Source organism: Pseudomonas sp. HP_08 (genome assembly GCF_055284095.1).
This window is the reverse complement of record NZ_JBTOQC010000054.1, coordinates 215,899-229,599: the sequence shown is the minus strand read 5'-3', so window position 1 is coordinate 229,599 and position 13,701 is coordinate 215,899. Positions and strand designations below refer to the sequence as shown.

The window sequence follows — 13,701 nt, the reverse complement described above, 5'->3', positions numbered from 1 at the left end:
CAATGTTGGATAAGGGAAAAGACGACGAGAGGCCATCATGTGCGGACGCTATTCGATCTACGAATCTATCGACCACTACCTGCGCCAGCTCGAACTGGAGCTGGTCGTGATCAATGGCTATGACCACGAACCTATCAACCGATACAACGTGGCACCGACGACGCGCGTTGAGCTGATCAGGCCTGCCGATGGCGGCTTACGAGTGGACAAAGTGAAGTGGGGATGGGCGCCGCACTGGGCAAAAGGAAAGCGTGCCGACCCGATCAATGCTCGGGCGGACACGTTATTGGAGGGGAAATTCTGGAAGGGGTTGTGGCCGAATGGCCGAGCTCTGGCACCAGCAAACGGGTGGTATGAGTGGGTGAAAGATCCGAACGATCCGAAGAAGAAACAGCCCTACTACATCACCAGCCAGGATGGCCAGCCCCTTTACTTTGCTGCTCTTGCGGAAGTGCACACGGATATCGAGCCGGACGACCTCGACGGCTTCGTGATTGTCACAGCTGCAGCAGACAAAGGCCTGATCGACATTCACGACCGCAAGCCACTGACGCTGACTCCTGAGCTCGCCAAGGAATGGCTGGATCTGGACACGCCTGTTGAGCGCGCGGCGGAGATTGTGCGTTCAGGGTGCCGGCCTGCCGGGGACTTCCGCTGGCATCCTGTGGGCCGTGGGGTTGGGAATGTAAAGAACCAAGGACCGGAGATAATCCGCCCAATGACGGCTATTTAGCCAGTTGCACGCGACAGTTAACGTAGACATCAGACCCTGGCTTAGCCCCGTAGGACTGGCACTGCTGGTCGTCCGCCGCAGCCTTAAGCTCATGATCCTGTCGCGCTTTATTCAACTTCGCTTGCCAGTTGGCATGGCCTTTGGTTCCTGGCAGGCACACATCCAGCGCCATGCCCAAGGCGCAGTCCCCGGGACGGTTGGCACACCCAAGCAGCAGCAAAGCAGCAATAACCACAGCAAGTCCTTTCATGGCGCCCCCCCTTGATCATCAGCGGAGTCTGGCACTCAAGGCGTCGGGCGACAACGCATTATAAGCCCGCTCGCACGCCAGCCCCGCTACTCTGGCAGCGTCAGCAGCTGCTGCCAGCTCCCGATTTCTTGCGACAGATTTGTCGAGCACGACGGCAAGCAGATTGCCGGGGTTTTCGGCTGCCGCGCTGCTGGAGGCAGTGCAGGTATTGCGGCGCGCTCGATCGGCGGCGAGTAACTGGCTGACTCGGTTGCGCAGCCCGTCAGCAGCATTGGCAGCATCAGCAGCTTGAGTGAGTGCGGTATCGATCTGCTTTTCTGCATCGGCCTGTACCTGATCAATTGATTGCTGCAGGGCGCGCTCACGGGTGCGCTCGTTTTCTGTGGCTTTCAGCCGCGCAGCAGTGTCGTCGGCGTCTCGGCCGCTCCAGCGCACCTGCCACTCCGCCCGCTCGGTCATACGGCCGTGATCGTAGGCCAGGTACAGCGCGCCGAATGCCAGGCCGATGGCCAGCAGCACGCCGAGCGCTGCCAGCCAGAACCGGCCAGAACCAGCAGTGCCCAAGGCAATCACGCCAGCTCCCCGCCGGCAGCCGTGTACATTGCCAGCAGATCGGGCTCCGGTTTTTCCTCCTGCGCCCGCTCGCTCGCGTAGATTTCCAGCAGCTGGGCCAACTTGTGCTCACGCTGGCCGTAGCCGGCACCAGGCAGGCTCGCCCAGATCGGAGAGGCCTTGGCGATGGCCTGCTGTATCTGTCCGGCCTTGATGAATGGCATAGCTCCGCACTCGATCAGCAACTTCACGGCGGCCAGGTCCTGGGCTTCGGGAATGAACCGCCCGATGAACCCGTAGTTCTTCACGATGGCGTCCCAGGTTCGGGCCAGAAACTGGTAGCGGCCAGCGGCAGTAGACTTGATCTTGTAGCGCGGCAGGTCGACCAGGACTCGCGGGTGCTTGCTGTAATCAACAAACAGCGTGCCACCCACCAGGACGTTGTAACCGTCGTCGCTTTTCTTGATGGTTGAAGTGCCTTCGCTCCACGCGAGCATGTCGAGGAAAGCCAAAACGTTTTTGCCGCCGGCACGGGCGGCATCGATTCGTGCCATTGAGTTTTCTCCAGGCGAAAAAAAACCGCTCAAGGCGGTCGGGGGTACCGGAATTTGTAGTCGTTACAACAGCTTGAGCGAGAGGGATTAAATAGCCGGAGCCGCAGCAGCGATCAGCAACGTATTTTCTACCGACGCCAATTCTTCACCTTTAAGCGCGGAGTTGAACGCCATGAATGCGTTGGTTGCCAAGGCACGCGTAGTGATAGCTCGACCTGCGCCAGCAACACGCATACCACCTATCAACAGTTCTTTGTTCAGACTGACGGTTTTAATAAGCTCATCAGTACGAACGTACATTTGCTGACCGTTGTAACGAACAGCCAACGTACCAGCCGTTCGGTCAAAAATGATAACAACAGCTGTCAAAGCAGTTGCTGACAGCTTTATAGGCCATGTTGCAGCAATCGACGAAGCAACTGCGATAGTACCGAACACCATCGATACTAATCCGGTTGGGCTTACATCCGAAAAGACTCCCCACGGTGCAGGCACAGAATCTGTAGCTGCACTTTCAGAAAAGCTGCCAAAAGAAACATTCGAACCGCAAACACATGCGATTGTGAAAGAGCCAGAGGTATCAAACCCCGGCATGATAAGCGTGTCTGCCAGGGCGCTGACCGTGTAACCTTTCTTGCCGTTAACCATCGCTGTGAACTTTGTTGCAGGCTGTGAAATACCGTAGGCTGGCAAGACATTGCGTGTCACGCGGTCTTTGACCACACCCTCTTTTACGCCATATTCGAAGAGGCTTGGCCAGAACTTTAGGCTTGGGATATTTGCAACTTCAATTTCGCTGTCAGAAACATCAAGTTTTGGCATGCCAGATACAGACGCAGAGCCAGGGAAAGTCAGGATAGAAAGCGGCATTTTAAAGCTCCAAATTTTTTGAGAAAGCACACAGCCAGTTATAAATTGGCTTACCGTCAAAGCGTGAAAGGTCGCGAAGGTCGGTATCACGGATGCATCCACGACGACCATTGCCGTTCTGCGGCTCTTCCAGCGTTGGCTGCAAGGCGTAGGTCAGCGTAGTGCCAGCTGCAATCGGCGCAGCCGCGGTGATAACAATAGAGGCACCATCGACACCTACAACAACACTACTGATAGTTCCAGAAGACAGCGCGAAGCCCAAATTCCCCGGATCGCTAACCAGTGCAGTATCGGCCACCAACTTGCCGATAGGGCCAGGGGTACCCGCGTTTCCGCTGGGCAAGTTGTTGAGTTTCAGCGTTATCACGGCGCCGGATACGGCCGCCGACAACACCTTCAACGGTTGCCATTTACCGCTGACCTGGGTAAGACGCTCGGCTCGGGCTTCTCGGCCAGCCATGTTCATGTAACCAGGCGCCAACATGTGGTACTTATCGAAATACGGTTCGTTGTATTTTGGGCCTACCATGATGAACCATTCTGTACTCTCACAAACGTCGGTCTGGGCCAGGGGAATGCCGGCCATGGCCACGCCAGGATCACCGGTGAGCATCTGGGAAATGAAAACCAGTGGCGGAATAAGCTGACCGGTAATTGCCGGGATATCAGTACGGTAGTCGTTGCCCCATTCAAGCTGATACGCCACGTATTCTGCGCGCGTGGTGTTGCTCTGGCTCTCGCCGTGCACAATGGAAATGCTGGGCACCACGTAATCCAGGTTCATCCTGCCGGCGATATCCTTGGCAGTGGTGATCTGTGAAAGCGCGTTCGTGTAGGTCGGGGTACCTTTTTTCAAGCCAGAGTAAGCGGTACCGCCTACCGCAGAAATGCTGCAGATCAGCTGCGGCAGCACTGAGGTCTCGCGCTCGTGCCACTTTCGAGTCTCGAGCATGTAGGTCGTCGCTTGAGTCTCACCGAGAACTCCGGAAACGTACTCCCGGGTCGGGTCAAAGGCTGTGGTTCCTTCCCAGTTCGAGGGGCGCGGGCCGCCACTCAGAGTCCAGAGCTTGTCGGCATAGCCCACAGGCGCCGCAGGTGAGAACAGGTTGCCCTTAACGCCGCCAATGGTGTATTCACCCGCCAGGTTCGGCACGATACCCCTCGAGCCCAGAGCCAGGCTCTGGCCCGTGTAGAGCTTGTGAAACAGCACCTGACCATCCCGGAAAATACGCCCGTCACGGAAGATAGAATGAGGCTGCGGTTTCGCAGCATCTGTAGGGTTTACCTTCAGCGCCTTGATGATATCGAAGCTCACCGCCTGAGCAGCCAACCACGTTCCGGTCTGCGTGATCTGCGCGGAAGTAGCCGGCCCGTAAGCCCAAACCTGGCCTCCGCTGATCAGCGCGTAACGCTTAGCTACCGGCGACTTGTTCTGTTCGCTGATCAGTTTGGCGTCGTAAGTCACAACGGGGATAACTGGTGTTCCTGAACCGCCCGACTCCATCATTACGGAGTCACCCGACATAATCAAAACTTCAGTATCAGGGAAGTTTTCGCTGCTAGGCCGCAGCATGGTGCGCATCGGTAAGATAGGTGTGTCACCAACCATTGGCACAGCGCCCTTGGTTTGTGATGGGCCGCTTGGCACTATCTGATGCACACCAAAAAGAATTTGGGCGCCAGCCACCCCGAAAGTCAACGGCGCGTTGAAACTGTTCTTATCACTGGGGCGCTTTTGTGGGCTTACCTGTTTGCGCAACCCGTTTAGTTCAGAGGACGTTGCCGGCTGATTATCTACCCACCGCCACCCACCCGTGCCCGATTCGCCAACCTTCTCATACCAGCCATTGTTTCCGGGGACTGGATCATGAGTAACGACAGCCCTTACTTCTGCGTCAGCTTCAAGCTCGACCAACATCAATGGCACAGTCTTAAATGACCTGACCGTTTTATTGAGCGCCGTCGTACTCGGATATTTCTTGCGCTCTACAGCCGTACCAGAAACATTCTCATAAAGGATCAAATACTCTTTGTTGGCTACGCTAGGGACGCTGAAATAAGCTCCGTTTACGGTTTTTTGCAGACCCCGCTCAATCGTCGGATAAGTACCACTCCCTGTGATCTGAGACGCTACATCAATAAGTACCTCTGTAACCTTCTCTTGCGACTGCGCAGCCTGCTTAGCCAGTGTCGGCAACGCGCCCGACTCGGTTGTAACATCCGCAGTCTTGCCGCCGTGTATGTACTCATGCTGCAGCTGTGCCGCTGCCTGAGACTTTAAAGCAGCCTCGGACAGTTGCCCGGCATACGCCTCAAGCGCAGAAATATCAGTCGCCATATTTTTCAGCCCAATAAAAAGCCCGCATTGCGCGGGCTTACAAATAAAGTGACGAAGTTTGGTTAATCAATTACCTATGACACGGTAATGCACAATGGTGGCTTCGGTTCCAGTTTGAGTCCCTGCCACCCGCTTTGCAGAAACAGTCATGCCTGTTTTAGTCACGGCACTGAACCCGATCATGTTCTCTACGATTTCCGAACTGTTGCCCCCAGTGTTAGAGCAAGTTACGTTGAATGCTGCAACTGGAAACTCCTTAGGAAACACCACCGCGACATCGACCCGATCCCCCACATTGGTGGGTACCACGAGAGAAACCTGCCCCCACACCTCAAGCCGCCCAGTCGACGCATCCAGATGCCAGCCATTCACCCCCAGACTCGACGTGCTCTTGTTCGCCTTCAGCCCGAGCGCGGTGTCAATTTCAAGCTTCGTATAGGCATCAGCAATACCATAGCCGGCCAAGGTAGTGGCCTTCGCCGCCTTAGCATTGTCGACCTCTGTTTTGGTATAGGCGTTGGCGATGCCATAACCCGCTAACGTGGTGGCTTTCGCCGCTTTAGCGGCATCTATCTCAGTCTTCGTATACGCATCGGTAATGCCATAGCCGGCTATTGTTGTGGCCCAGTTGGCTTTTTTCGAAAGGAGAAAATCGGTCTCGTTTTTTGTGTACGCATCCAGAATGCCGTACCCCGCCAGCGTCGTGGCTTTCTGTGCAAACTTGTCGACCAGGACTTTGAGCAACTGTTTGTTATTGGTCTTGTCCAGTGCGGGCAAGAAGTGCAGAACAACGCTGGCCAGCTCTTCCTGCATCATGTTTAGCCATTCAGCCTTGAGCGGCGTCGGCGCCTGGCCAGCTACCAGACTGCCGTAGCGAAACCGGCCGTCCGGCTGCACCAGATCGGTCCAGGCAGAGATGAGTTCCATTAAAAATCCTCGCTGCCGGCAACGGCCGCCGGCGTGATGTAGTGGATGACGCCAAACAGATGATCAGCAATGCCTGATACACGCGCCGCGATGTCGCCGCCAAACCCCAAAGCTACGTTTGTGTATTCCGGCGCCTCGGTCTGCAGGCGGCAATTGAGCGTGTTCGCTGCCATCGTCCCGTAGGCCGTGACCGGCAGTTGGGCCAGCCACGACCATGGCCAGCCGTCGCCATAGAGAAAGGACCCGACGGCGCCGTTGTCGACGGTCAGGGTTTCGTATTCGTTGATCGTGATGTTCAAGCGCAGTCGCGAAGCGATCCCGATGAAGTACGGCCGCTGAGGCCCACCAGATGCCGATATCTTGTCGGCCACCGCCTCCTGCCGCTCTGCCAGCGTCTGAGAGCCCGGCACGGTGCAGGCATCCGGCAGGCCCAAAGTCGTTTCCCATTCGCTCAGCAGGTCGGTCGTAGTGCCCGGGAACGCATCGACGAGCAGCGCCACAGCCGTCTCGCTGATGCGCTCAAAGGTCGGGGCATAGCACCCCGCTGCCTGCGCCTGGACGCTGGCCAGCTCCTTGGGCCAGACCCGCCCACGTGGCAGCAGGCCCAGTAAGGCGCCGGTGAAGTCGTCGCGGGAATACTTAGACATAGTCGACCGCACCCAGCACCGGCAGCTGGCCCAGCACGTTGACGATGTTTTGCGTCGGAGCCGTCATCACAAAGCCGGCAGTGCCGGCGACGGCAGCAATCGCCGAATCAATCGCCGACAGCTCGACAATCGATCCTTTCTTGGGCTCGCCCTGCTCAGCAAGAACCTCGCGGATCGCGGCCTCGACCGCCGCTCGGGTTGTCGTCGAGGCGTTGGCCAGGCCGGTGAGCGTGAACGATTCGGCTCGCGGTACCGGGCTGCACACGTACACCATGGCCGTCACCGGCTGCACGTCGAACAAGTGATTCGCAATGATCAGCTGATCGCCGGCCGCCGTGTTCGCCGGTGTCGCCCGAGGATCAATGCTGGAAACCCCGTTAGTACCTTGAGGAAAGCCATCGTGTTCGACGTTGGCGTCATCGAGCATGGCGTAAACGATCACCGTCCCGGCGCCGAAACCGCTTGGCGCGCACCATGCTCGGGTCACGCCGCTGACTTCCATCGCCCACGACACGTAGTCGGCCCCGGATCCGCCTTTCGGCGTGTTCTGGAACGCATCGAGCATGCGCGCAAACAACGAATCGTCTTTTTCCTGATCGGCGCCGCCGGTGATGACGCCCGTGACCGCACCGGTGGACTGGACGCCGGTGATTGAGGACCCCAGCGTCATGGCACTGCCGACGGCCGTATTGCCGGCATCGCCGGCAATGGCCGCCTGGACTGTGACGACGGCCTGGTTGTTATCACCCACCGTTACCGTAACGGTGGTGGTGAAAACCGCCCCGTCACTGCGAGTGACCTCAGTGCCGGCATCGATCAACACATCCGGTGTGCCGAACAGCGTGACCCGCCCTTGGGCCGCCGTGGCCTTCTTGCGGTAGATCTTTTTCAGCGCCGCCCACGACTCCAGGTACTCGGCCGAGGCCGTAAACGGCACCGCTTGCTTGGCGATCCAGTCCAGATAGCCGTAGTTCAGGTGGCCAAGGCCGGCAACAGCCGTGCCGAGAATGCCCAGGTTCGAAAAGCGCAGCAGGCCGTCTGCCGTGGGCAGGCCTGCGGTGATGTCGGCGGACACCTGCGCACGCAGGTCCGACAAAGTCGGGCGCATGAAAGGCATAGGTCAGCTCCAGGCACAAAAAAGCCGCCCGCAGGCGGCTGTCATAAGGTTTTGAAGGTCAGGACCAGACCCAGCTGTACTGCAGCGGCACGCGGCTGCCATCGGCGCGGGTCAGCGTGACAAGGACGTCCATCCGCGAGCGGCCGTTGATCGCGGTCGACACGTCGACCCGGGCAGCGACCTGGTCATCGATGACCCATTGCAATGCCTCGACGATGTAGACCTTCGCGGTGTTGCACACGTCCTGATTCAACCGCGAGCGATCCAGCAGCCAGAGGCGCGAACCAATGGACTTTTCGGCACCGTCATCGCCCCACCAGCCGCGCCGGTCATCGCTGCCGTCCGGCAAAACGTCGTCGGCATCGGCCTGCCGATCCGTGAACAGGCTGATCAGTACCGCGCTGGCCAGGTCGTTGCCGCTGGCCAGCGCACCGCCGGTAATGGACCAGTCGCCGGTGCCGGTCTCGATGATCCAGACGGTGGTGATATCGGTCATTGCTGTTGTCCTGGTGTCTGGCCACCGCCATGGGTATGGCCGTTGTAGATGGCGCGGTCGGCCGACATGGCGCGTACCTTGTCGCTGATTTCGCCACCGGCCTTGATATCGCCGGTCACCTCCAGCAGCGGCGTGTTGAGCAGCACCTTGTCGGTCGCATTGATCGTCACCACGGTGGCATTGTTGACCGTCACCGGCGTGCCTTGCGCCTCGATCACGATGCCGCCGGCCGCAGTGAAGTAAATCGACTTGCCCCACAGGTCATAGACCTGCGCCTCGCCTACAGCCAGCCCCCGGGGCCGGCTCACCTGGTGCGCGGTACCAATCACCACCCCTTTGGATCGGTCCCCGCCCAGGAACACCACAACAACATCAGAACCCGCCGGCGGCCGCGACGTGAAACCGAACTCGGCCACCCGGGGCGTTTTGTCCCGGGTTTCGCTGTCGTTGAGTTTCACCTGCAGCAACTGGGCGGTCTGGCTGTCGTCGCTGAATGTGACCCGTGCCCACGACGTGGTCAGCTGGATCCGGCGCCAGAGCCGGGCCATGACTCCCTCGGCATCATTCAATGGGCTGTACCTCGGCAAATTCACCCCACAAGGGCGTCAGGTTGATCGGTTGCGGCAGGAACGCTTCGGGAGACATCAGCGTCAGCTCAGCCGTGGTGCCGTTCTCAGGCGTTTTGAGAAACGTGACTTCGCTGATCAGCATGCTGTCAGCGACTAGTTTCAGCCGGGGGATCGACACCGGCACCAGGGTGTTGGGCTCCCACAACGCCCCGTCAGCGTCCCGCCAACTGTCGGTGATGATTTTCACGACCCGCGAGCGACCCCAGCGCCGTGCGCTCTCCCAGGTTGCGCGCTGCATGGCAATCTCGTTGCCCAGCCCGCCGCCTTCGGAAATGATCACCAGCGTGCGGTGTCGCTTCGCGCCAAAATCTCGGACTTTCTGCAACTGGTTGCCGCCCTGCCCCAGATCGGTGTAGGTATCGACCGACTGTATATAGGCGTCGTAGTCCGAATAGATCTGGTCAGCCGAGTAATGGATATACGCGGCCTGAACATTCAGGCCCTCGACCAACCCGCTCGCCGCCTGCCGGGTGCCGGCGCGGGTGAGAAACAGCCCGCCGTCAGGCAGGTCGTAGGCCAGCACCGCTGAAAACCGGGCCATACGGTCAATGATTTCAAACGCCGATTCACCCAGCATCAGGTTGCTCTGCGGCAGGATCGGCAGGTCTGCAATGTCGCTGGTGACCGGCAGATCCTTGTAGACCGACGCCAGTTTCTGGGCGATGCCCAGCACGTTGGCATTACTTATCTGCCCGCCGGGCCATTCAGCTGCGCAGTCGACCAGGTCGGCGCACTTGGAGCGGCCCGCCACCTGAATCGAATGGGCGCCGGCACTGAAGCTCGGCACGAAGTGATCGGCATAGCCGGAGATGACCAGGTCATTGCCCAGCCGTACCTCACACGCCGCGCCGGGCTCGATGACCAGGCGGTCCAATTCACCCGGGTATAGCTCGGTCAGGCCGACGCTAAAGTCAGACGGCAGCCGCTCGATGCCACGGGTCACACGGATATCCGTCCAGCCGGTGACCACCGACCCATCAGCGGTCAGGTAGAGTTCTTCGGGTTCCACAGGGCGCGCCTCAGGTTGCCAGGGCTTTTACGCTGACTGGCATGAATGCAGGATGAATGGGGTTGGCCTGCTCGATCAGCTCGCGCTCGCGGGCAGGATCCTGATAAAGCCGATTGGCCATCACCAGCGAAGACATCGGCGCGTTGAACGCAAACGTCTCAAGACGCGGCAGGGTTGCGCCGCTGGTCGTGAACGCGGTGACGATGCCACCGCGCAGGTCGCGCAGCGCGTTGTAGCTGTCGTCGTCGCCGGCATCGCCGGCAATCAGGATTTCCGCATCGATGTAGCCGACCACGACATTCATGGTGTCGATGGCCTGGTCGTGCGACGCCGGCGCGTAATCCGCCGACACCCGCGCAATCGCGGCAATGGCCGCACGCCGTATCAGCGCGCTGGTGGCCTCCTGAGCGACGTTTTTCGCAATCCCCAGATCGCTATTGCTGGTGAAGGTATCGGGCCGGTACGTTGCCAGAGGCCCCAGCAGCACGATGGCACCGCCTGGATCGGGAATGCCCGCGACCAGTGCGTTCATGACGTCATCGAGCGCGGTGGTCAGGACTTCGCTGTTTGAAGCATCAAGCGTCTCGGCCGAGGCCGTCAGGCGGTCCATCGCCTCATCGACGGCGGCCCGGTTCGCGGTGTTTTTCGCAATCAGGTCCTCCATCGACGTGCCTTTTTGCTTGCGACTCGCGATCAGGGCGCTGCTGACGTTGCCGTTACTGTAACGCCCGGTGTTGCCGGATATCAGACCGACCAGACCCATGATGCCTTTCACAGCACTGGTGATGCGGCCGACCAGATTCTTGAAACCGGCGATCACGCCGACGACCATGCCGACAATGGCTTTGCCGAACTTGATTACGCCCTCGACAATGCTGATGGCCTTCTTGACGAAGCCGATCACCTTTTTCACGAAGTCCAGCACGCCGCCCAGCCCCAGCGCATCGGCCAGCTTTTCCAGCAGGCTCTTGCTCGATGACGTGACTTTCGGGAAAACCCGCTCGCCGGACTCGATGAAAATGAAGCTGATTTCAAAGTACCGGCCCATGTCCCAGCGCTCGATCACGCTGAAACCACCGTCGACGATGCTGACGTTAAGCTCGCCCAGGGTTGGGTGCATAAGCTTGCCGGGCCCTGCACGCTCTACAGCGTTTACCAGCGCATCACGCTGGGCCAGCACGTCACCGCCGCCATAAACCGCGCTGTCGGTGACGATAAAACCGCTCATACGGATCCGACGCGTCGAGCGCCCCAGGTCTTCGACGTAAGGTACGTTGCGCCCCGGGTATTCATGCAGGGCCAGGCGGCGCCCGAATCGGGCCTCGCCGCCATACACGGCAAACGGCACGCCCCGGTAAGAGGCCTTGTTGAGTCGGTCCTGCCAGGTCTTGTTCGACTCGACCGCGATGTCGACGATGTCGGATAGCAGACTCATGCAATGTTCCCCACTCCAGATCGGGCAACGCGGCTACTCACCTCGACGTTGCCGGTTGTTTTGACACTGGTTTTTGTGCCTTCGGGCGCGTTGATGTGCTCGATCTCAACCTTCACGGTGCCGCCACCGCCCTGTTCGCCGCCTGCAGGCGCCGTTCCCGGTACCTGCTGTTTTTGACGGGTATAGGGGCCTTGCGGCGCCGCGAGCTGGTCTGCCATTGCGCCGCGTACCTCGGCCTCTTTTTCTACCGCCTTCGGGCGCAGCCAACTGCGTGAAGCGATTGCGCCGGCCGTGCGCGCATCAGGTGCATCGCGCAGCTTCGCGCCGGCGGATTGCTCGCGGCCTTGAGTCAGCTCGTAGTGAGCGAACTCAAGCTGTTTCTCCCGCGTGGCACGCTCATCGGTGATCCGGAATCCGGCGAATTTCTCGAATTCGCGTTGCCGATCGGGATGCCACTGAAAGATTCCCCGCGCTCGTCCCCAGTCGCCCAGGGCACGATTATTGAGGCCGCTTTCAGCCACGCCATTGGCGACGATGCCGGCAGACGCGGCGGTGCTCCAGCCCTTGGACTTGAAGAAGTCCATCGCAGCAATTGACTGATCCTTGTCGACGCCGCTGAGCATCTTCCAGGCCTCGGACGTGGATCGCTCACGGCTGGCCTGATCCGGCGTCTGCTGCTCGACCGCCGGGAGGCCTTGACGGGCACGGATCCGGGCAATTTCCTCATCTTCACCGTCGTTGAGCGTCGGCGAGTAGAACAGCGCGCCAAGGCCCACAGCGCCCAGACCAAACATGCCGGTCCCAAAGGCCCGACCGCCTGCGCCTACTGCAGCCGCTCGCGCTGCGGCGCCTGCAGCGGCGTCCGTTGCCGCCCCGGCCGCATTCGCCGCTCCCTTCCAGCGCGTCAGCATGCGGATAAACATGCCGATGCCGACCAGACCTCGGCCGAGGGTGATACCCAACGTCACTACGCCGGCAATCAGCCCCGCATTCATGATCGCAACCACACCAATGGCGGCGTTTTCCCAGCCGCCCAGCCAGTCAACCAGCTTCCCTATACCCTTGCCAAAGTTGACGATACCCTCGCCCACCTTGGCCCAATCGATCTTGCCAATCCAGTTGGCAAATCCTTGAGCCCACTCGCCGATATTTGTACTGATCAGCTGCTGGTTGAGAGCCAGCCAGTTGGAAAACTGGTCGACCAGAGGCTTGATCGCCGGAATCAGCGAATCACCGATTGAACGCTTGACGCCATCAATGGCAATACCGAGCCCCGCCAAGCTGACGGAAAACTCCTTGCCGCGCTTCACCGCGTCATCGCTCATCACATAGCCCAGACGCTTGACCATGCCCTCATAACGCTCGATGCCGGCAGCGCCCTGACGCAGGAATGGCAACATGCTTTCCATGCCGAAGGCACGGGCAATCATTGCCTGTTTCTGCGGGTCCGCCTCTTTTGCGATGGCATTGGCAATCGCTTTGTACTGCCCGACCACGTCCCATGTGCCGTCGGCAGTGCGTTTAAGGCCGATCCCGAGACGGTTGAACATCAGCAGTGCGCCCTGATTACGGCCCCACTGCGCGTCCTGCATGACACCCGCCAGACCGTACAAGCTGGCACTGGTCTGGTCGGTACTGATCCCGAGAAACTTCGCCGCGCCCTGAAAGCTCTGCAGCTCACCAACGCTGACGCCGATGCCTCGGGCGCTGCTATCGATAGCACGCCCCAGGTGCCCCCAGCTCGTCGCCAGCGCGACTACACCGGCCACCGATGTCACGCCCGTCACAGCCCCCAGCGGGGCCACAATCGACGCCACACCCCGGGCAGCCACACCGGCCTCACGGCCGATTCCGGTCAGGTTTCGGCCCAGTCGCTCAAAGCCCAACTCCTTGCCGAGGTTCTTGAACGACTGGCCAACGTCCTGGAATGGCCGGACCAGCCGGGCTACCTCGCCGTTGACCTTGCGCACCACGCTGGTGGCCTTGTCCACGGCGCCGATGGTGATCGTGAATGTATTCGACACTGCGATTACTCCGCCGGAGTCGCTTCCATACGCCTGGCCTGGTCATTCCACCAGCCAAGCTCTTTCAGCGTGAGCCCCCATGCATCCTTGGGGCCCCATCTGTAATACCTGGTCAGCTCA

The 13,701-nt window shown here is 59.8% G+C and carries 14 protein-coding genes; 1 reads left to right on the top strand and 13 read right to left on the bottom strand.

Annotated elements, in window-relative coordinates:
• Positions 1–37: 37 nt before the first annotated feature.
• The gene (locus ACYAS9_RS31410; protein ID WP_463572404.1) at positions 38–733 is read left to right on the top strand and encodes an SOS response-associated peptidase family protein; all 696 of its coding nucleotides are present in this window, start codon (positions 38–40) and stop codon (positions 731–733) included.
• Here the strand turns inward: ACYAS9_RS31410 and ACYAS9_RS31405 are convergent.
• From ACYAS9_RS31405 to ACYAS9_RS31345, 13 genes are all read right to left on the bottom strand, one after another.
• Positions 726–983 (bottom strand): hypothetical protein, encoded by a 258-nt coding sequence (locus ACYAS9_RS31405; protein WP_463572403.1) that lies wholly within the window; start codon positions 981–983, stop codon positions 726–728. The genes ACYAS9_RS31410 and ACYAS9_RS31405 overlap by 8 nt on opposite strands.
• Before the next feature lie 18 nt (positions 984–1,001).
• Entirely contained in the window at positions 1,002–1,556 is a 555-nt protein-coding gene (locus ACYAS9_RS31400) for a DUF2514 family protein (protein WP_463572402.1), read from the bottom strand.
• Complete coding sequence (locus ACYAS9_RS31395; protein WP_463572401.1) at positions 1,553–2,089, bottom strand: glycoside hydrolase family 24 protein; 537 nt, start codon at positions 2,087–2,089, stop codon at positions 1,553–1,555. Before ACYAS9_RS31395 ends, ACYAS9_RS31400 begins: the two co-directional genes overlap by 4 nt.
• An 87-nt stretch (positions 2,090–2,176) precedes the next feature.
• Positions 2,177–2,959 carry a hypothetical protein gene (locus ACYAS9_RS31390; RefSeq protein WP_463572400.1) on the bottom strand — a complete coding sequence of 261 codons (783 nt, stop codon included), beginning with the start codon at positions 2,957–2,959 and terminating at the stop codon, positions 2,177–2,179.
• A 1-nt stretch (position 2,960) separates the two neighbouring features.
• A complete protein-coding gene (locus ACYAS9_RS31385; protein ID WP_463572399.1) occupies positions 2,961–5,297 on the bottom strand; it encodes a hypothetical protein in 2,337 nt (778 codons plus the stop codon).
• Between the two features lie 66 nt (positions 5,298–5,363).
• Entirely contained in the window at positions 5,364–6,224 is an 861-nt protein-coding gene (locus ACYAS9_RS31380; RefSeq protein WP_463572398.1) for a gp53-like domain-containing protein, read from the bottom strand.
• Entirely contained in the window at positions 6,224–6,871 is a 648-nt protein-coding gene (locus ACYAS9_RS31375; protein WP_463572397.1) for a putative phage tail protein, read from the bottom strand. Before ACYAS9_RS31375 ends, ACYAS9_RS31380 begins: the two co-directional genes overlap by 1 nt.
• A complete protein-coding gene (locus tag ACYAS9_RS31370) occupies positions 6,864–7,988 on the bottom strand; it encodes a baseplate J/gp47 family protein (RefSeq protein WP_463572396.1) in 1,125 nt (374 codons plus the stop codon). Before ACYAS9_RS31370 ends, ACYAS9_RS31375 begins: the two co-directional genes overlap by 8 nt.
• Before the next feature lie 58 nt (positions 7,989–8,046).
• On the bottom strand, positions 8,047–8,484 hold the full coding sequence (locus ACYAS9_RS31365) for a phage GP46 family protein (RefSeq protein WP_463572395.1): 438 nt from the start codon (positions 8,482–8,484) through the stop codon (positions 8,047–8,049).
• On the bottom strand, positions 8,481–9,032 hold the full coding sequence (locus tag ACYAS9_RS31360) for a phage baseplate assembly protein V (RefSeq protein ID WP_463572394.1): 552 nt from the start codon (positions 9,030–9,032) through the stop codon (positions 8,481–8,483). The genes ACYAS9_RS31365 and ACYAS9_RS31360 overlap by 4 nt, the downstream gene beginning before the upstream one ends.
• Before the next feature lie 13 nt (positions 9,033–9,045).
• On the bottom strand, positions 9,046–10,122 hold the full coding sequence (locus ACYAS9_RS31355; protein WP_463572393.1) for a phage baseplate assembly protein: 1,077 nt from the start codon (positions 10,120–10,122) through the stop codon (positions 9,046–9,048).
• 10 nt (positions 10,123–10,132) lie between these two features.
• The gene (locus tag ACYAS9_RS31350; RefSeq protein ID WP_463572392.1) at positions 10,133–11,557 is read right to left on the bottom strand and encodes a DNA circularization protein; all 1,425 of its coding nucleotides are present in this window, start codon (positions 11,555–11,557) and stop codon (positions 10,133–10,135) included.
• On the bottom strand, positions 11,554–13,581 hold the full coding sequence (locus ACYAS9_RS31345) for a phage tail tip lysozyme (protein ID WP_463572391.1): 2,028 nt from the start codon (positions 13,579–13,581) through the stop codon (positions 11,554–11,556). The genes ACYAS9_RS31350 and ACYAS9_RS31345 overlap by 4 nt, the downstream gene beginning before the upstream one ends.
• Positions 13,582–13,701 lie beyond the last annotated feature (120 nt).